General features: G+C 47.7%; 15 protein-coding genes. All 15 read left to right on the top strand.

Going from position 1 to position 19,080, the window contains the following annotated elements; genetic code table 11:
* Positions 1-8: 8 nt before the first annotated feature.
* The 15 genes from DI392_RS17715 to tldD all read left to right on the top strand — a co-directional run bounded on the left by DI392_RS17715 (position 9) and on the right by tldD (position 18,805).
* A complete protein-coding gene (locus DI392_RS17715) occupies positions 9-1,229 on the top strand; it encodes a type II secretion system F family protein (RefSeq protein ID WP_109321028.1) in 1,221 nt (406 codons plus the stop codon).
* A gap of 11 nt (positions 1,230-1,240) precedes the next feature.
* Positions 1,241-1,795: a prepilin-type N-terminal cleavage/methylation domain-containing protein gene (locus DI392_RS17710; RefSeq protein WP_109321027.1), complete on the top strand. Its 555-nt coding sequence runs from the start codon at positions 1,241-1,243 to the stop codon at positions 1,793-1,795.
* A gap of 235 nt (positions 1,796-2,030) precedes the next feature.
* Entirely contained in the window at positions 2,031-2,534 is a 504-nt protein-coding gene (locus DI392_RS19960; RefSeq protein WP_109321026.1) for a type II secretion system protein, read from the top strand.
* A gap of 219 nt (positions 2,535-2,753) precedes the next feature.
* Positions 2,754-3,230 carry a type II secretion system protein gene (locus tag DI392_RS17700; RefSeq protein WP_109321025.1) on the top strand — a complete coding sequence of 159 codons (477 nt, stop codon included), beginning with the start codon at positions 2,754-2,756 and terminating at the stop codon, positions 3,228-3,230.
* Positions 3,227-3,787: a prepilin-type N-terminal cleavage/methylation domain-containing protein gene (locus DI392_RS17695; protein ID WP_109321024.1), complete on the top strand. Its 561-nt coding sequence runs from the start codon at positions 3,227-3,229 to the stop codon at positions 3,785-3,787. Before DI392_RS17700 ends, DI392_RS17695 begins: the two co-directional genes overlap by 4 nt.
* Entirely contained in the window at positions 3,787-4,503 is a 717-nt protein-coding gene (locus tag DI392_RS17690) for a PilW family protein (protein ID WP_109321023.1), read from the top strand. Before DI392_RS17695 ends, DI392_RS17690 begins: the two co-directional genes overlap by 1 nt.
* Positions 4,493-4,981 carry a hypothetical protein gene (locus DI392_RS17685; RefSeq protein WP_109321022.1) on the top strand — a complete coding sequence of 163 codons (489 nt, stop codon included), beginning with the start codon at positions 4,493-4,495 and terminating at the stop codon, positions 4,979-4,981. The genes DI392_RS17690 and DI392_RS17685 overlap by 11 nt, the downstream gene beginning before the upstream one ends.
* Positions 4,971-8,654, top strand: a complete 3,684-nt coding sequence (locus tag DI392_RS17680; RefSeq protein ID WP_146194545.1) for a DUF6701 domain-containing protein — start codon at positions 4,971-4,973, stop codon at positions 8,652-8,654. Before DI392_RS17685 ends, DI392_RS17680 begins: the two co-directional genes overlap by 11 nt.
* Positions 8,655-8,866: 212 nt before the next feature.
* Positions 8,867-9,910, top strand: coding sequence for a rod shape-determining protein (locus DI392_RS17675; RefSeq protein ID WP_109321020.1), 1,044 nt, complete (start codon positions 8,867-8,869; stop codon positions 9,908-9,910).
* A 33-nt stretch (positions 9,911-9,943) separates the two neighbouring features.
* Complete coding sequence (gene mreC / locus DI392_RS17670; RefSeq protein ID WP_109321019.1) at positions 9,944-10,867, top strand: rod shape-determining protein MreC; 924 nt, start codon at positions 9,944-9,946, stop codon at positions 10,865-10,867.
* Positions 10,860-11,348, top strand: a complete 489-nt coding sequence (gene mreD, locus DI392_RS17665; protein WP_109321018.1) for a rod shape-determining protein MreD — start codon at positions 10,860-10,862, stop codon at positions 11,346-11,348. Before mreC ends, mreD begins: the two co-directional genes overlap by 8 nt.
* A gap of 39 nt (positions 11,349-11,387) precedes the next feature.
* Complete coding sequence (locus DI392_RS17660; RefSeq protein ID WP_109321017.1) at positions 11,388-11,984, top strand: Maf family protein; 597 nt, start codon at positions 11,388-11,390, stop codon at positions 11,982-11,984.
* Positions 11,981-13,450 (top strand): ribonuclease G, encoded by a 1,470-nt coding sequence (rng, locus tag DI392_RS17655; protein ID WP_109321016.1) that lies wholly within the window; start codon positions 11,981-11,983, stop codon positions 13,448-13,450. The genes DI392_RS17660 and rng overlap by 4 nt, the downstream gene beginning before the upstream one ends.
* A 13-nt stretch (positions 13,451-13,463) precedes the next feature.
* Positions 13,464-17,363: a YhdP family protein gene (locus tag DI392_RS17650; RefSeq protein WP_109321015.1), complete on the top strand. Its 3,900-nt coding sequence runs from the start codon at positions 13,464-13,466 to the stop codon at positions 17,361-17,363.
* Entirely contained in the window at positions 17,360-18,805 is a 1,446-nt protein-coding gene (gene tldD, locus DI392_RS17645; RefSeq protein ID WP_109321014.1) for a metalloprotease TldD, read from the top strand. Before DI392_RS17650 ends, tldD begins: the two co-directional genes overlap by 4 nt.
* The last annotated feature ends 275 nt before the right edge of the window (positions 18,806-19,080 follow it).

Raw genomic sequence — 19,080 nt, 5'->3', positions numbered from 1 at the left:
ACTAACCGATGCCGAATTATCGTTATCAGGGGCGTAATTTTGAAGGGGATAAGGTTTCCGGCACGGTTGAGGCGGCAACAGAAGAGCTGGCCGCTGAATCGCTGATCAGCCGTGGAATCATTCCAACGTCAGTGACACAGAGTAGTGAAGCCGGAGAAATAAGGTTTTCGCTGAGTGACTGGATTACTCCGGCAATGCCGCTGGAAGTGCTGGTGATTTTTTGTCGGCAGATGTACAGCCTGACTAAGGCCGGGGTACCCTTGTTAAGGGCGATAAAAGGCCTGTCAGCCAATGCCGAAAATAAGCAGCTGAAAAAGGCACTGGATGAAGTCACCATGGAGCTGACCAATGGCCGCAGCTTGTCGGCATCGATGAAAATGCATGCGAATGTGTTTAGCCCCCTGTTTGTTTCCATGATTGCCGTCGGGGAAAATACCGGTCGACTGGATGAGGCGCTGTTACAGCTGAGTGAGTATTACGAGCAGGAAGTGGAGACCAGAAAGCGAATAAAATCAGCCATGCGTTATCCCACGTTTGTGATTACCTTTGTGGTGCTGGCTCTGTTTATTCTGAATGTCAAAGTGATCCCCCAGTTTGCTTCTATGTTTAGCCGGTTTGGGGTCGATTTACCGCTTCCCACCCGGATTCTTATTGGCTCATCTGACTTTTTTGTTGAGTACTGGGTGTGGATGCTGGCGTTTATCTTTGCCGGGCTGTTTGCCTTTCGTGCCTGGATATCCGGCTCCCGCGGAAGAGAGTTGTGGGATAAATTCCGGCTGAGGATGCCGGTCGTGGGAGGGCTGGTGAACCGGGCTCAACTGGCTCGCTTCTCTCGCACGTTTGCGCTGATGCTGAAGGCCGGTGTGCCTCTGAATCAGTCTATTTTGTTGTCGGCGGAATCGATGGACAATAAGTATCTTGAGTTACGCCTGTTAGAAATGAAATCGGCCATTGAAGCAGGGAGTACGGTGTCTGCGACGGCCATTAACAGTGGTATTTTTACCCCTCTGGTTATTCAGATGATCTCGGTTGGTGAGGAAACCGGCCGGATTGACGAACTGCTGTTGGAAGTGGCTGATTTTTATGAACGTGAAGTGGATTATGACCTGAAAACGCTGACAGCCCGGATTGAGCCGATTTTACTGATTTTTGTAGCAGGTATCGTTCTGGTACTGGCTTTAGGGATTTTTCTCCCGATGTGGGGCATGCTGGATGCGATTAAAGGCTAAGGGTATAAAAAATGAAAAAACAGTCGGGTTTCTCTCTGATTGAGCTGGTTGTCGTTATCGTGATTGTCGGGCTGCTGGCAGCCGTAGCGCTACCCAAGTTTCTTCAGGTGGCGGATGAGGCGAAGAAGGCCAGTATTGAAGGTGTGGCTGGTGGTTTTGCTACCGCGGTACTCTCGGCCCGGGCTCAGTGGGAAGCTGAAGGCAGGCCAACCAATGCGGGTGGCGAAAATGTCGTCAGCTATGATGGCGTGGACTTTTTATTGACTCAGGCGGTTATGTCCGGCACCAGCACAGGCTTTCGGGATGGCTATCCGATCGCTGTGAATGATAGCAGGGCCGGAGCAACGGTGACGTCGGTCACTGCTGATGCGTGCCTTAGCCTGATGCAGGAGCTGTTACAAAGCCCACCCGCCACAGTGCTGGCCACAGAAGACAGCAATGACGCCAAATACACGGCAGGTTTGGTTTCGGGGTCAGACTCCGCATGTCTGTATTCTCAGGTTGGCAGTGAGCATACGTTTACGTACAGCATTCCTTCGGGCCGGGTAGCGGTACAACTGAAATAATTTGCCTGTTAAGCTCAATTTTTACTAAGTAGTACTTGAGTTGTATATCAGAACAGTGATAATAGAACTGTTTTTAAGACAATAAATCTGTAATAACGTGCTACTACCATTAGCTCGTTATCTATTTATCATTCCATCAGTCAGTCTACCAGAATGCGAAAAGGTTGTGAGACCACAAACGGCAGCTATCGGGACTGCAATAGCTATTAATTATGTACATAGAGAGAGTTTAACTATGAAAAAACAAGGCGGTTTCACCCTAATTGAACTAGTGGTGGTAATTGTTATTTTGGGTATTCTGGCAGTAACAGCAGCACCGAAGTTTTTGGATATGCAGGGAGAGGCCCGAAAAGGGGTTCTAAATGGCGTTAAAGGCGCTATGCAAGGATCTGCTGGTATGATTTATGCGAAATCTGCGATTAATGGAGAAGAAGGTGTTGCTGCAGACGCGACGACCACTCCAAGTGTGTCAGCAGATGGTACAACGATTAATACGCATTACGGTTATCCTGTACCAAAGAATACAAATGGTATTGGTGATACACTAGATCTTGACGCTGATAATCTGCAGCTGGTTGAAGATTCAGATAATGACACTCTATATGTGATTTTTTCTGGTGCCAGTACAGATATAACTGCTATAACAGCTGCGAATTGTCACGTTTCATATAAGATGGTTGATTCTGGTACGAGTGCAGACAAAGAGCCGACTATAGTAGTTAATGCTGATGGTTGTTAATTATTAAGTGAAATATTATTCTCGTTCCCACGCTCTGCGTGGGAATGTATAGTGTATATAGAGTAAACAAGATGCGTACAAGGCAGCAGTAAGCCAGGTATGCATTACCACGCAGGAGCGTGGGAACGAGGCGGTCAGTAAAGCCGCCTTTCTGTATTCTAAAAGCACAGCGCTCTGTAATCTTTGGGTTCCAGAGCGCCCTCTTCCCAAGAGGCCCCCATGACCCAGACCTCATCCCGACAAACCGGCTTCACCCTCGTCGAACTTATCGTCGTTATTATTTTGCTCGGTATTCTTTCCGTCTACGCTGCTCCGCGTTTGTTTGGTGTCTCTGGGTTCTCTGTTTATGCTGCTCAGGAGCAGGCGATAACCATTATTCGGCAAATTCAGTTGGGCAGTATGCAGTATAACGACAGCAGTAGCGTTCCCACTTATTATCAGTTAAGAGTGTCGAATAATTGTCTTGGGTCAGTGTATACCTGTGAGCTGACTGACTCAGAGAAAGAAAGCCTGAGTGACAGTCTGGTATTAGGGAATAACTCACCTTTAACATTTTCACCCACTCTGACGGTTACTTTTGATTTATTCGGTAACCCAAGTAGTGGTGATACCACGATTAATATTGCTGGGGGCGACGAAACTTTATCTGTTTGCATTAACAGCCAGGGGTATGTTTTCAGAGGGGGGTGTCAATGACGATTCGCAGCGATAAAGGCTTTACCCTGATCGAAAGTATTATTGCCATTGTGATTATCGGTATTGCGATGGTAAGTCTTACCTCTTTTCTGTTTCCTCTAGCTAGAGATTCAGCCCGTCCCCATAATGAAGTCAGGGCCGCCGCGTTAGCCCAAAGTCTGATGACAGAGATCCTCTCCCGTGGGTTTGATGAAAACAGTGATCCGGATGGCGGAGTTGAACGCTGTGGAGAGTCAGAGGCTTTGCTTTGTTCTACGGCATTAGGTTCTGATGGTGAGAGTAACCCTGGGGCATACAACGATGTTGATGATTATATCGGTTGTTGGGTAACCACCACCGGGAGTGAAGCTAGCTGTGATTCGACTTTGCCGGAAGCGGGGAAACTCAGTGATATTTTTGGCAATGAAATTGATGAGAGCTATAAGAATTTTACCGCCAATGTAAATGTTGTTTACGATAGTTTAGATTCAGCGGGCATGCATAAACGGATTGATATTGTGATTACCGCAGGTAATTACGGTGATTACTCTTTTTCTGCCTACAGAGGGAACTACTGATGAAGTACAAAGGGTTTACTCTGGTCGAAATGGTGATGACCATTGTGATTATTGGGATTGTAGCACTAGGAATGTCCGGATTTATTGAGTTGGGCACTAAAGGTTACGTCGATAGCGTAGATAGGCAAAGGCTGCAGAACCAGGCCCGTTTTGTTATCGAAAAACTTACCAGAGAGTTTCGTCATGCCGTACCTAATAGCTTTGCCCTGAGCGACAATAACCATTGTATCAGTTTTTATCCTATTAAATATTCTGGCTATTATTATCAGGATGAAGCGAACGATAATATCCAGTTTATTCTGGATAATCAGGCAACGTCAGTGAGTTTTGCTAATGACGAGCAGATAACAATTAACCCCAGTCGACAAGCGGATCTTACGACGGCAGGCACATCTTCAGCTCTTGGTTTGGTCAGTGAATCTGATGGTGTTTACACTCTTACTGATTCGTTTTCCGGCCATTCAATATCAGGAAGGCATTATATTTACACGGATAAAGTTACTTACTGTATTACCAACACGGACGTGATAACCCGGAAACAAGGTGACGATGCTGCTGTTTATATTGGTGAAAATCTTGACAGAAGTAATAGTAGCTTTAGCTATGAAGAGGCGAGTCTGCAGAGAGGTGGCGTCGTTCACCTCGACTTATTGTTTATCAATGATGATGAACAGAGCAGCTATAAGCATAATGTACAGGTGTTAAATGTGCCATAACAGACAGGTTTGGGGCAGAAAATCCCAGCAGGGAAATATGATTATTATGGCGGTATTTGTCATCGTGGTTATGGGTATGCTCGCTCTTAGCTTAAGCCGTATGCAATGGTCGAATCAGGATATTCTGACCCGGGACGTTCTGGGAACCCGAGCCTGGTTTTTGGCCCATTCGGGCAATGAGTGGGCGTTAACAAAACTGTTTCCGCTGGATGGTGAAGAGACTGATGCAGCACTTTCCACACGGTGCAGTAATATATCAGGGGAAGCTGGCAGTGATGCAGTGACAACGATTTTATCTGGTAGTCAGCTTTCTGATATATGCTCCGACTTTGTCATTCAATGTGACGCTCCGGGAATGGCTGTTCCGGATGATTTAAAGTTTTATAAAGTAGTATCAACAGTTACCTGTGGTTCTGGTAAATATCAGGTGAAACGTTCGCAGGAAATATGGGTTAAGGGGATGGAAAATGATAGCTAGGTTATGGTTACTAATCACATTAGCCTGCGCATCTTCTTCTACGATGGCCTCGCAGCTTGCGAATATCGTGGATTGTAGCAAGCTGAATGGTTCTCAGGATGTGACCGTCCAGTTTGATGTTACCGGTCCGAATAGTGATCAGTTTGTTAACTTCGAAAAAAACAACAGTGTTATCAATCTTTGGGCGGCTAAAAAAGAGAGTGGTTCAGTACTTTTTAACAGCTATGAGTTTGAAGCGCCGGTTAATCAGAATGAAATGGCTTTACTTAGTAATGAAAGGTACGAAGTTAGAATCACTAGCGGCAAATGGGATAACCATGACACCTATACCTATTACCGCCGACAGGTTCAGCCTGAGATAACTTCGTGGCAAGAGATAGCCACAAAAGTGGTTACTCAGAAATTTCCAGGGAACCATGAGGCCAATGGCGTAGAAGTAACCCAACTTCAGTGTGGAGAGGAAGTTCAGGTTCCGGTGGATCCACCGACGTTATCATTTTCTGCATCTGATAATTTGTGCGAGTATTTCCCGCAACCAGCTCAGAGCTGGAAGAATGGAAGCGGTCTGACCATAAGTAATACTAAAAACGGAAGTGATGCTTATCACATCGGTGGGTGGTCATCTGATTATATTGATAGTTTTAAAGATACAGAAATGGTGACCCCTTGGGATCCTAAAGAGATTAATACCCTGAAAATTGGTTTTGATTCACTCACTGGTTGGGGAGTTCAGAGCCCTGACTATACAACGAGTTGTGAGTACGGACATTGCCGGGCAGGGGGGAGGAAAGCGGCTGATCCTCTGGGAGAGTTAAATCCGGATCTGGATAAACAAGCGATTGATGATGAGTTCCCAGAGGAAGGAGCATTGTCTCTTGGGCTATGGGATACCGGTTTAGATCAATGCCCAGCAGATGATAGTGGAATTTATTGTAAATCATCGATAAACCAAGATGGGGATGTGGTAGTTACCATTAAGTCTAACCTTAAATCTTTAACGGTTCAGGGAAGTAGCCAGCAGGAAATGATAGTGGAGTTTGAGCCAGGATCGGGCTCTTATGGGAGACTTATCGAGCATTATACTGTTGATAGTAATGTTACTACTAAGTTCTCTAACGCAGGTATTTATACTTTTAATACGGTGCACTTTAATACTTCTGATGGTACGGTCCTTGATACCGGTAAAGATATCGTTTGGCTCATTACTGGGAGCGTTTCGTTTTCTAATACAATGACTCATGAAAATTCCGGAACTCCAGATGATTTTATTATTTTTGCTCCGTTTGCTGGTAGCTCGGTTACCGTTAAGGAAATTATAAACCCGTATTATGGTCTAATTCTGGCTGATAAGCTGTCTTTTACCAACTCGATAGAACTACATGGTGCTGTTACCTCTAACAGTCTAGGTATGGCTAGTCGTCACTCTACCATTATCGGACAAAGCCAGTGCTTTAACGTAACACCAGAACCAGAAGAGCCTGACTATGCTATCAGTATGACGCCATCATCCTCGTTAGCGTTAATGTGTGGTGATGATCAGCCGGAATTTTCCATTACTACAACCAATAATGGTGATGCTGAAAGTCTTGCTGTAACGGCCAGCCTATCCTCGGATAGCTCTGATGATGTTAGTGATTTATTTGATATAGCCGCAGTTAGTGGCGATGGAAATTACCCTAATTTTACTTCAGATACCTCTGGCAACTTAGAACTATCGATATCAGTTAAAGATCTTAATCAGGTTGATATAGATACCACTTATACCTTAACGGTCACAATGGATGATGATAGTTCCAAGTCGGTAAGTAGTACCTTTAAGTTTGTACCCTATAAGTTTGATTTGGAGGATGCCGATACAGTATCGGTTATCGCCAATAAGTCTGAATCGATAGATCTCCATCTTCTTGCCTGCAGTGCTGATGAGCCCCAGTTAGTGACCAGTTATTCAGGCAAGCCAGAGGTATCTCATTATATCAATACACCAACTGGTGGTTTGAAGGGGGGGCTTACTTATGAGCCGGAATTTACCTCAAGTGGTACGGCATCGGCTGACTTAACCATTACCGAATCTGGCCGGTTTACGGTTAATTTGTCCGATAGTTTTGACTGCTCTGGTTTTACTGGCTGTCCTGAGGATGGCACGACAGAGGTTACGGGAAGCTTTACCGTGTTATCCCGACCATGGACCTTTGCTCTTTGCGATGCGGACACAGATTATAGCTCTGATGATGACCCTATGAACGGCAATATCAGTTCTGCAACCTCTTCCGGATATACAGCGGCGGGAAATGAGTTCCGTGTTAAGATCTATCCCATAAACTGGCAGGGCAGTAGTGAAGCCGATAATGGCTATATTGCGGTTGATGCCTATTGTGATGATCTCGCTGATGCCAGTGATTCTGCTAATGATGGTAATTCTGTTATTACCGAAAATTTCTTTTTGGATGGTGTGGGCGTAGACCTGACCCATATAGTCGCGGACCCTGCACCCGATGAGCCGAATGTTTCTTCAGGAGAGGTTTCTGGAGATGTATCTTTTGCTTATGACAGTAATGAAAGTGGAGAGAGTTATTACCTGGCAAGCCTAAAATGGAGTGAGGTTGGTGTACTACGGTTACAGGTAGAGCCAATAGCCAGATATCTCAATATGAATATTGACTCATCTTATCGGCATATTGGTCGTTTCTATCCTAGCTATATTGAGATAACTGATGATGCCTGGACGTATTCTGCTGGGCATGATGGCTTTGCTTATATGGAGCAGCCAGTAGAACACTCGTTTGCGGTAGAGGCTAAAAATACCGACGGTAATAGTGTTGTCAATTACCGGACATTTGCAGACAGCCTCAAAGTGAGCCTGAGATACTATGCCATTGATAGTGACGCAAATAGCTTACTAGGAAGAATCTCTGGAATAGATGCTGGCAATTGGGAATGGATATATGACGCTGATAGTTCGGTCTCTCAGTTGGCGTTAGATACCAGCGATTTTGAATTTATCCGGGAGACTGATTCCACTAATTTAACAGCAACAGTGCAGGATGGCCCTTATCTTGGCAATACATTCGATGACCTTTCAGTAAGTGCTTATTTTGGCCTGCAAGTTATCCTTAACCCCGATGAGGTTGTGTTTAAAGACAATACAGACAAGCAGCTATTTAGTCATCAGCCCAACTTTCTGTACGGAAGAATGAAGCTATCAGACGTTGGGGGGAATACAGGAACAGAAATATCCGTTCCCTTAGAAACCCAGTACTGGAATGGCAGTGGTTTTGTCACCAACACCTCTGACAGTGGTAGCCAGTTTGATGCTGATGATTTTTGCTGGAAGGAAATATGGAGTAATAATGAGAACTCCTCGACAGCGGTATTTTCTGTTACCTCGGGAGGTTCAGAAGTCAACTCCGGCAGATTTAATGATCTGATCTCCACTCATTCAGGAGGAGGCCGGGAGCAGGTACGCTTGTGGTTACGTTTAGGAGATGCACAACCAGAAGGTGTTGATGAGTGTTTGGGGACCATTAGCGATACCAATAATAATAACCGTCCATGGTTAAGGTATAACTGGAGGAGTGTTGGCGATGAAGATCCTTCCGCGATTCTTGTGTTTGGTACTTACCGGGGAAATGATAGGGTTATTTTCCGGGGGGAGCCGAATATGTTCGGGCAGTGATCGCATCATCTGGTGGACGGAGCAACTGGAGTAGCCGTATAGTATTCACGGTTATGCCTCCTGAAACTCCGCATTTCGGTGTGAAAGTTAAGTTTCTGCAATAAAAAGCGAGATTAACCCCATGTTTACGTGCCAATACCTTGCTGTAAGGGCAAGGCATTGGTACATTTAATGCAATTTTGTCTTCTATTATTTTCAATGAGCCGAAGAGTATGTTTAAGAAACTTCGTGGCATGTTTTCAAACGACCTGTCGATTGACTTGGGTACAGCCAACACACTGATTTATGTAAAGGGCCAGGGTATCGTTCTAGACGAGCCTTCTGTAGTGGCAATTAGCCAAAAACGTGCCGGGAGCGCGAAAAGTGTCGCTGCGGTCGGGCATGAAGCCAAACAGATGCTGGGCCGTACACCGGGTTCTATCTCTGCTATCCGTCCGATGAAAGACGGCGTCATTGCCGATTTCTATGTGACAGAGAAAATGCTGCAGCACTTTATCAAGCAGGTGCATGACAACAGCATTCTGAAACCAAGCCCACGCGTGCTGGTCTGTGTGCCTTGTGGCTCAACTCAGGTTGAACGCCGAGCCATTCGTGAATCAGCTCTGGGTGCTGGTGCTCGTGAGGTATACCTGATTGACGAGCCTATGGCCGCCGCCATTGGTGCCGGTCTTCGCGTATCAGAGCCTACCGGTTCTATGGTGATCGATATCGGCGGTGGTACCACAGAAGTTGCCGTTATCTCTCTGAATGATGTGGTGTACTCCTCTTCTGTTCGTATCGGTGGTGACCGTTTTGATGAAGCCATCATTAACTACGTGCGTCGCAACTACGGCAGCCTGATTGGTGAAGCTACTGCTGAGAAGATCAAACATGTGATCGGTTCGGCTTATCCGGGTGATGAAGTTCATGAGATTGAAGTTCGTGGCCGTAACCTGGCTGAAGGTGTGCCACGTAGCTTTACTCTGAATTCTAATGAAATTCTGGAAGCGTTGCAGGAACCACTGACAGGTATTGTCTCTGCCGTTATGGTTGCTCTGGAGCAATGTCCGCCAGAGCTGGCCGCCGATATCTCTGAGAATGGTATGGTTCTGACCGGTGGTGGTGCACTGCTGAGAGACCTGGATCGCCTGCTGATGGAAGAAACAGGTATTCCTGTTGTGATCGCCGAAGATCCGCTGACTTGTGTCGCCCGTGGTGGTGGTAAAGCCCTTGAAATGATCGACATGCACGGTGGCGATCTTTTCAGTGAAGAGTAATCGTCCGTTAAGAGGTAAGACAGGGGGTTCGCAATGAAACCCATTTTTGGCAGAGGGCCGTCTCTGCAGCTTCGTCTTGCTCTTTCTATTCTGTTTTCAGCCAGCTTAATGCTGGCTGATAGTCGATTAGATGCTTTCTCTGGTGTTCGTTATGTCCTGAATACTGCGGTTGCGCCTATTCAGTATCTGGCGGATCTTCCCCGTAGTATGTTTGACGGTATGTACGAAAGGCTGAACTCTCGGGATCAACTGATGGAGTCTAACATCGTTCTTAAGCGTGAAATTCTGCGCCTGAAAAGCGAAGTAGGCCTGTTGGATCAGTACCGGGAGGAGAACCAGCGTCTGCGTAAACTGCTCGGCTCACCTTTTGTCCGGGATGAGAAAAAAGTCGTTACGGAAGTGATGGCGGTGGACTCCTCCCCATACCGACATCAGGTGGTGATTGATAAAGGCCATACAGACGGCGTATATCTGGGGCAGCCGGTCATCAATGAGAAAGGGATTGTCGGTCAGGTCACCTTTGTGGGGGCTCATAACTCCCGCGTACTGCTTCTGGTAGACTCTAACAATTCAATTCCGGTGCAGGTTATCCGAAATGATATCCGGGTGATCGCGTCCGGGAATGGGAATATTGATTCCATTTTCCTCGAGCATATCCCGTTGAGCACCGATATTCAGGAGGGCGATCTTCTGGTGACCTCTGGCTTGGGTGGTGTTTATCCTGAAGGGTATCCGGTCGCTTATGTTTCTCATGTAGACAATGATAACCGCAGGCAGTTTGCCGGTATCGTTGCCCAACCGGTGGTTGAGTTTGATCGGCTGCGTTATTTATTGCTGATTTGGCCTAATGAAGACCGGCAGCAACAGGTCAAAGAAGCCGTGGCTGGGTTTAAAGGCGAAAGTCCGTTACCGCAAATGCCCGAAGAAGCCAGCGACGGAGAGGAAACGAATGAGTAACGATATACTTCGTGGCAAAGGCGTTATCTGGATTAGTTTTCTGATTGCTCTGGTATTACAGACCATTCCCTGGCCTGGAGGCCTGGAGTTTTTCCGCCCATCATGGCTGATCTTGGTTATGTTTTACTGGGTACTGGCACTGCCACACCGAATCAATGTCGGTACGGCTCTGATTCTCGGCTTGATCTGGGACCTTCTGATCGGCTCTACGCTGGGAATTCGTGGTATTGTGATGTCGGTTACTGTTTATATCGTCGCGATGAATTTCCTGGTATTGCGGAATCTGGCTTTATGGCAGCAGGCGATTATCGTTGGATTACTGACTGTTGTTGCAAAAGTGCTCGAATTTGGCGGTGAGTTTCTGGTTCAGGATGTGACGTTTGATTCGACATCGCTCTGGTCTGGCATGGTTAACTGTGTCCTCTGGCCCTGGCTGTTCCTTTTGCTCAGAAGAGTACGCAGACACTGGCATATCCGATAACGGTATAGACTAAGAAGTAACGATACAATAAGAGTAAGTATGCAAACAGGACCTCTCTACCTGGCTTCATCTTCGCCAAGGCGAAAGGAGCTTTTGGCGCAGCTCGGTTATGAGTTCACGATTATTACTCCCGATGTGGAAGAACGTCGCCAGCCGGAAGAGTCTGCCCGGGGCTATGTGTTACGTTTGGCCCGACAAAAAGCACAGGCTGGAGTCAGCCTTGTTGAGGACACCTCCCCGGATGCCATGGTGATTGGGGCCGATACAATCGTAGTGTCTGGTGACAAGATACTTGAAAAGCCAAGGGATCTTTCACATGCACAGCAAATGCTTCAGAGGTTATCTGCCAGCAGACACCAGGTGATGACCGCTGTGACGGTCGCAGACCAATACCATTGGTTATCGGAGCTTGTGGTCACCGATGTCTGGTTCCGGAAACTGAGCGAACAAGAAATAACCGGTTACTGGGATACAGGTGAGCCATGTGATAAAGCGGGCGCTTATGGTATTCAGGGAACTGGAGGAAGGTTTGTTTCCCGTATTGAGGGTAGTTATCACGCCGTCGTCGGCTTACCACTTCTGGAAACGGACCAACTTCTGCTGAAATTTTGGAAATTTTATAAGGGGCGCACATGAGTGCTGAACTGCTGATTAACGTCACACCGAGCGAAACACGGGTGGCCATGATTGAAAATGGTATTCTTCAGGAAGTTCATATCGAGCGTGAATCTCGTCGTGGCATTGTAGGCAATATCTATAAAGGCCGGGTATCCCGAGTGCTTCCTGGGATGCAGGCTGCGTTTGTCGATATCGGTCTGGAGAAAGCCGCTTTTCTGCACGCCTCTGATATTGTGCCGCATACCGAATGCGTGGCAGAGAATGAAAAGCAGCAGTTTCAGGTGCGGGATATTTCGGAGCTGGTGCGTCAGGGACAGGATATTGTGGTTCAGGTGGTGAAAGACCCTCTGGGCACAAAAGGGGCCCGACTGACCACGGATATTACTCTGCCGTCCCGATATCTGGTGTTTATGCCGGGAGCCAGCCATGTCGGAGTGTCTCAGCGCATTGACAGTGAAAAAGAGCGGGAACGGCTGAAAAATATTGTTGCTGAGCATTGTGATGAAGACGGTGGCTTTATTATCCGCACCGCTGCCGAAGGTGCTGACGATACCGAAATGGCTCAGGATGCGATTTTCCTTAAGCGACTGTGGAAAAAGGTGATGGAGCGTCGGGCCAAGTATAAAACCCGCTCGACCTTGTATGGTGAGCTTGGGCTGGCACAGCGTATTCTGAGAGACTTTGTTGGTACAGAATTGGGCCGTATTCAGGTTGACTCGCGCTTAGCCTTTGAAACGTTGAAAGAGTTTACCTCCGAGTTTGTTCCTGAGCTGACCGAAAAGCTGAAGCTATATGAAGGGAATAAACCCATCTTCGATATGCATGATGCGGAAAATGAAATTCAGCGCTCTCTGGATCGAAAGGTTGAGCTGAAGTCCGGTGGTTACCTGATTATCGATCAGACGGAAGCGATGACGACCATCGATATCAACACCGGAGCTTTCGTTGGCCGACGAAACCTGGAAGAAACAATTTTTAATACCAATATAGAGGCAACCGTAGCCATTGCTCGTCAGCTACGTCTGCGTAACCTTGGCGGGATCATCATTATTGACTTTATTGATATGGCGTCGGACGATCACCGTAAGCGGGTACTTACCTCTCTTGAGGCTGCACTGGCTGCTGACCGGGTAAAAACGAACATCAATGGCTTTACTCACCTTGGTCTGGTTGAAATGACCCGTAAAAGAACCAGAGAAAGTATTGAACATGTTCTGTGTACTCAGTGTCCAACCTGTGAGGGCAGAGGTTCGGTGAAAACCGTTGAAACCGTATGTTTCGAGGTGCTGCGTGAAATTACCCGTGTTAACCGTGCGTATGACGCGGATAATTTTGTGGTGTATGCCGCTCCGGCCGTGGCGGAAACCCTGGAAGGGGATGAGTCACATGCACTGGCGGAACTGGAAGTGTTCATCGGTAAACAGGTTAAGATTCAGGCAGAGCCTCTGTATGTTCAGGAACAATTTGACGTTGTGATGATGTAAGCTTGGGTACAGTGTGACTTCATTTCCTGTCCGTTTAGGGCGTATTATTTTATGGATGCTGGTGACGGTAATGGTTTTGTTAGCTATTGCTGTGACGACGCTACGTGTATCTCTGCCTCGCCTGGACCGGTTTCAGGGGGAAATTGAAACCTGGGTGACAGAGGCATCCGGGGTGCCATTTAAAGTGGGCAAGGTTAAAGGGTTTTGGCGTAATACTCATCCTTCCCTGTCTCTGAAAAATCTTGAAGCAGAGTTGGGGGATGAAAGTCAGTCAACGTTCTCCATCCTTGAAGTTGATATTCAGCTTGATCTGGTTGCTTCGCTGATTGCACTTGAACCTAAGGTGGCGAGCCTCAACGTCAAAGGGCTGAACCTTGATATCAGTGGTGTTCCTCTGTTGGGTAATAGCCGCTCCTCAGAAACACCTTCTTCTCAGCAACATTATCAACTGGATCCCATCGTTCGTCAGCTTGACCAGCTTTTCCTGCGCCAGTTGCAGAGCTTCGCTCTGTCTGATTCTTATATCGCTTACCGTAGTTTTTCCGGAGAACTCCGGATGATCGAGATTGAAGATCTGAAATGGCTTAATCATGAACAGAATCATAAGCTGGAAGGTGTTGTCGGGTTGGTTGGGAGTGAAATCAACAGCCTTGGTGTTCGTGGTGACTTTGACGATAATGGTACTTTGCTGGATATTACCGGTGATTTTTATGTAAAGGCCCGGAATATTAAGGTCAAACCCTGGCTGACTAAATACCTGCAAAAAGAAACGGGCATTGAAAGTGGCCAGATAAGTTTTAACGGTTGGGTTTCGCTGGAAAACAGCCAGCCAACCGATGTGTATGCTGAGCTGTTGCCGTCCGAGCTGGTATGGAATGAGAAGAGCGAACATGTGCTTATGCTGGAGAAGGGAACATTTCGTTTGTTACCTTCCCAGGATAAAAAAGGCTTTCAGGTTGGTGGACACTCACTACTTGTCCGGACCGACGCTAAAGAATGGCCTGAACTGGATATGGCGTTTCTGTGGGAGCCGGATCAGTGGCAGTTGAACTTATCGCAGCTCGATATTCAGGCTCTGCTTCCTCTGGTTCATATTCTGCCGGATTCAGAAAAAATTACCCCGTGGATCACCCGTCTGAACCCCTCAGGCCTGATCGATGACATCCGTGTTGCGAAGGGAACAGAAGCGGATTCACTTCATTACTCTGCATCGCTGAATAATGGTTCCATACAGCAGTGGGATTTACTGCCGGGTGTTCATTCCCTTTCTGCTGATATTGCCGGGTCTCCCGGACAGGCAATTGCTCATGTCCAGGCCAGGGATGATGTGGTTCCTTATGGCGATGTCTTTCAGGCTCCGTTGAATATCAGCCGGGCCTCTACAGATATTATCTGGCAGGCCGACGACGGTGGATGGCGACTCTGGTCGGATCGAGTTGAAGCTGAAACCCCGGATATGAAGGTCCTGGGGGCATTCAGGCTGGATATGCCGGAGGAAGCTGAGCCTTTCTTGTCCCTGTATGCTGAAACGGACTTGTATCATGCCGGTGAAACATGGCGCTATCTGCCTAAACGGGCGTTGGGACAGAACCTCACTGACTTCTTGTCGACCGCGATTCAGGGCGGACGAGTCGATACGGCACAGATACTCTGGTATGGCGGGCTGAAACATTTCCCCTATACAGACAACCGCGGGATTTTTCAGGCGAAGGTCGGGCTGAAAGACGCCAGGTTTGCGTTTGATACCGCCTGGCCTCCCATCACAGATTTACAGCTTGATTTATTGTTTGAAAATGAATCTATGTATCTGGATTCACACTCCGCTAAGTTGATGGATGTCACGGCAAAACGTATCGTCGGACAGATCCCGCGTCTGCACTCTGACAGTCAGTTGGAAATTAAAGCTGTAGCGACCGGGCAGGGAGAAGCTGTCCGTGAGTATATGACTTCTTCACCATTGGTTGACTCCGTCGGAGCCGCGTTAACGGCCGTTCAGGTAAGTGGTGACGTGTATTCTGAGTTTCAGCTGAATATTCCCCTGTCCCGGGGAAGACATACCCGCGCCTGGGGATATGCGGACTTAGCCGGTAACCATATCGAGATAGATTCACCGCCAATGGAGCTGGAAAAAGCACGCGGCAGGATTACTTTTGATAATGATGTCGTGGGGACTTCCGGGCTGTCGGCCGTGCTGCTGGATCAGCCTGTTTCCCTCGATTTTTCCGGGGAACAGCAGAAACTTGGCTACATGGTGGATATTGATGTGGTGGGTGACTGGGATGCCAAGCCTCTGATACCTCATGTCGGAAAAAAATGGCTGGGGCCGGTCAAGGGTCATGCTCCCTGGTCAATGGGGGTTGATTTACAGCTGAATGACGTTGGCTTTACCTACCAAATTGATACCCGGGTGAATCTGGAATTTGTTGCCAGCCAATACCCGCAACCACTGACCAAAGCTCTGGGCCAGAAAGGTGAAGCCAGGCTACAGGCGTCCGGGAATCAGGAGAGTATTTCCGGGCGAATACAGCTACCCGGAGTGAAATATCAGGCAGAAATCGATATTACGGGTGAGCGCCCTGTGCTGACGGCCACGAATCTGTTGGTTGGGCAAGGTGGATTTAAAGTCAGTCCGGTGGTTGGTAATGATCTGACTATCCGAACCGAGTCTTTCAATATGGATGACTGGATCAGTTTCTCTTCGTCCGTCGAAAAAGTTCAGGATGGGGCCCGCCTGAGCCAGATGAATACACCGGAAATACCGAACCCGGACCGTATTACGATTTCAGCGGATACGTTAAAACTGGCCACGCTTGACTGGCATGATGTACAGGTTAAGGCGAGGAAAAAATCACCTCAATGGCAGATAAAAGCCAGTAGCGCAGAGCTGAACGGGCAGGCCCGTTATCTGGAGCCGTATGATCTTTCTGTATCGCTGGAAAACCTTCACCTGAACCTACCGGCATTGAACGAAGATAACGACGATCCGGAAACGGTACCCTATGAGGCTGATGCCAGTGAGGCTTTGATCAGCGAATTTGACCGCAGATTCCATAAGCTGATGCCGAATCTGACTCTGAATATTCAGGATTTCTGGGTACAGGGATATAAGGTGGGTAAAGCGAATGTGGAACTGTTACGTAAAGACGATCGCCTGGAGTGGCAGAATATCGAATTTTCCAGTGGTCAGAGCCGGGTGAAAGGTAATGGCTGGTGGAAACTGGATGGTGATCAAAGTATCTCACAGTTTTCTCTCAATGTGAGTGGAGAAGATAATTCAGAACTGATGGAGCGTTTTGGTATCAGCTCCGGTATTCAGAAAGCGCCATTCAATATCTCTTCAGAAATGAGTTGGGAGGGGGCTCCCTGGTCAATGAGGGTGAATACATTATCCGGAAATATAAACAGTGAGCTGGGTAAAGGTGTGATTTCTGATGTTAGCGGTGCTGCACGTCTGTTAGGATTATTTAGTCTGGACTCAATTATTCGCAAAATGCAGCTCGATTTCAGTGATGTGTTTGATGACGGTATGGCGTTTAACTCCATTACCGGGTCTGGCAAGGTTAAAGAAGGTATCTTTGTCACCAATGATATCAAAATGGACGCGGTAGCCGGTGATATGACGATTCGCGGTATGGCCGACCTTAATCAGCGTCTGGTGGATGCAGAGGTTGAGTTTATTCCGGACCTGACTTCCGGCTTACCTGTTCTGACGGCTTTTGCCATTACCCCGCAGACGGCGGTACTGGTCTATGCCGTATCAAAAGTGATTTCACCGGTAGTGGATGTATTTACTCAGATCCGCTACCAGGTTAAAGGTCCTCTGAGTAATCCGGAAGTTACTGAATTGTCCCGTAGCAGAGGGGAATACAAACTTCCGGAAGAGCAGAGGCAGAAAATTAAAGGCTTAAAATGACATTATCCCGTGTAGAAAACGATTTATTATCTCCTTCGGAGCTGAATGCCCAGAATGTGGCAGATACCCTGTCTGTAATAGCTTCGCGTCAGATTGATTATGCGGATATCTATTTTCAGTCTAGCTGGCATGAATCTCTGGTACTGGAAGACAGCATCATCAAAGATGGCTCTTTTAACATCGACCGAGGTGTTGGTGTGCGTGCCGTGTCAGGAGAAAAAACGGGGTTTGCTTACTCTGACCAGATTGATGCCCTTAGCCTGAAACAGAGCGCGATCGCTGCCAGAGGCATCGCGCACAAAGGGCAGGAAGGGACACTTCAGACGTTTGCCCGTCATAATACAACCCAGATTTATGCACCGGTTAATCCTCTGGAAAGTCTGGAAAAGCAGCAGAAAATCGCATTATTGAAAGAGCTGGATGCTTATATCCGTACCAAAGAACCCTTGATTCAGGAAGTCACGGTGAGTCTGAGTGGCGTATATGAGCAAGTATTGGTGGCCGCAACAGATGGTACTTATGCCGCGGATATTCGCCCTCTTGTCCGCCTGTCTGTGACGGTTCTGGCACAGAAAGGGGAACGACGTGAGCGTGGCAGTGCCGGTGGCGGTGGCCGTTTTACTTATGACTATTTCCTTGCTGACGACAACGGACGCAAACAGGCGTTCAGCCATGCCGACGAAGCGATTCGTCAGGCGCTGGTGAATCTGGAGGCCGATGCGGCTCCGGCTGGTACTATGCCGGTTGTGCTGGGGTCAGGATGGCCTGGTGTGCTGCTTCATGAAGCAGTCGGCCATGGTCTGGAAGGCGACTTTAACCGCAAAGGCTCTTCGGTATTTTCCGGAAAAGTGGGTGAGAAAGTCACTTCCTCTTTGTGTACCATCGTGGATGACGGCACACTAGCGGATCGACGTGGTTCTTTGAACATTGATGATGAGGGCGTGGCAGGCCAGCATAATGTACTGATTGAAAATGGTGTACTGAAAGGCTATATGCAGGACAAGCTGAATGCCCGTCTGATGGGCGTGAACCCAACCGGTAACGGACGCAGGGAATCATACGCGCACCTGCCGATGCCAAGAATGACCAATACTTATATGATGCCGGGTGAGCATTCCCCGGAAGAGATTATCTCTACGGTGAAGAAAGGCTTGTATGCACCGAATTTTGGTGGCGGTCAGGTGGACATTACGTCTGGTAAGTTTGTGTTCTCTACCTCTGAAGCTTATCTGATTGAAGACGGCAAGATCACCCGTCCGGTGAAGGGGGCAACGCTGATCGGTTCCGGTATCGAAGCCATGCAGCAGGTCTCTATGGTCGGCAACGACCTGTCTCTGGACAGAGGGGTGGGGGTCTGCGGTAAAGCCGGACAGAGCGTTCCGGTTGGTGTCGGTCAGCCAACGCTGAAACTGGATAACCTGACCGTGGGTGGTACGGAGTAACGTTAGAGGCTAGAAACGAGATCGCTTCGCTGCTAGAGACTATAAAAAACGAGAATACAGAGCGGTCGCAGGCTCCCTTATGGAGTACAGAACGCTGCGCTTTAAGGGAACGAACATCAGAAACGAGAGGCTAGACCGTTTTTGCTGTTAGCGACCATAAAAGGCGAGAAAACCGAAATTCAGAGGATTTTCTGTATTCTCAAAGCGAAGCGCTCTGTATTCTTTCTAGTCTCTAGTCTCTAGTCTCTAGTCTCTAGTCTCTAGTCTCTAGTCTC

The sequence above is a fragment of the Vibrio albus genome, from assembly GCF_003144035.1.
GTDB lineage: Bacteria > Pseudomonadota > Gammaproteobacteria > Enterobacterales > Vibrionaceae > Vibrio > Vibrio albus.
Note: the sequence above shows the minus strand (reverse complement) of the source record. Positions and strands in the feature narration are given on the sequence as shown.

Excerpts from the sequence above, each read along its gene's own strand:
- mreC (WP_109321019.1), top strand. The coding sequence starts at position 9,944 with ATGAAACCCATTTTTGGCAGAGGGCCGTCTCTGCAGCTTCGTCTTGCT.
- DI392_RS17715 (WP_109321028.1), top strand. The coding sequence starts at position 9 with ATGCCGAATTATCGTTATCAGGGGCGTAATTTTGAAGGGGATAAGGTT.
- mreD (WP_109321018.1), top strand. The coding sequence starts at position 10,860 with ATGAGTAACGATATACTTCGTGGCAAAGGCGTTATCTGGATTAGTTTT.
- DI392_RS17685 (WP_109321022.1), top strand. The coding sequence starts at position 4,493 with ATGTGCCATAACAGACAGGTTTGGGGCAGAAAATCCCAGCAGGGAAAT.
- DI392_RS17680 (WP_146194545.1), top strand. The coding sequence starts at position 4,971 with ATGATAGCTAGGTTATGGTTACTAATCACATTAGCCTGCGCATCTTCT.
- DI392_RS17690 (WP_109321023.1), top strand. The coding sequence starts at position 3,787 with ATGAAGTACAAAGGGTTTACTCTGGTCGAAATGGTGATGACCATTGTG.
- tldD (WP_109321014.1), top strand. The coding sequence starts at position 17,360 with ATGACATTATCCCGTGTAGAAAACGATTTATTATCTCCTTCGGAGCTG.
- rng (WP_109321016.1), top strand. The coding sequence starts at position 11,981 with ATGAGTGCTGAACTGCTGATTAACGTCACACCGAGCGAAACACGGGTG.
- DI392_RS19960 (WP_109321026.1), top strand. The coding sequence starts at position 2,031 with ATGAAAAAACAAGGCGGTTTCACCCTAATTGAACTAGTGGTGGTAATT.
- DI392_RS17710 (WP_109321027.1), top strand. The coding sequence starts at position 1,241 with ATGAAAAAACAGTCGGGTTTCTCTCTGATTGAGCTGGTTGTCGTTATC.
- DI392_RS17660 (WP_109321017.1), top strand. The coding sequence starts at position 11,388 with ATGCAAACAGGACCTCTCTACCTGGCTTCATCTTCGCCAAGGCGAAAG.
- DI392_RS17695 (WP_109321024.1), top strand. The coding sequence starts at position 3,227 with ATGACGATTCGCAGCGATAAAGGCTTTACCCTGATCGAAAGTATTATT.
- DI392_RS17700 (WP_109321025.1), top strand. The coding sequence starts at position 2,754 with ATGACCCAGACCTCATCCCGACAAACCGGCTTCACCCTCGTCGAACTT.
- DI392_RS17675 (WP_109321020.1), top strand. The coding sequence starts at position 8,867 with ATGTTTAAGAAACTTCGTGGCATGTTTTCAAACGACCTGTCGATTGAC.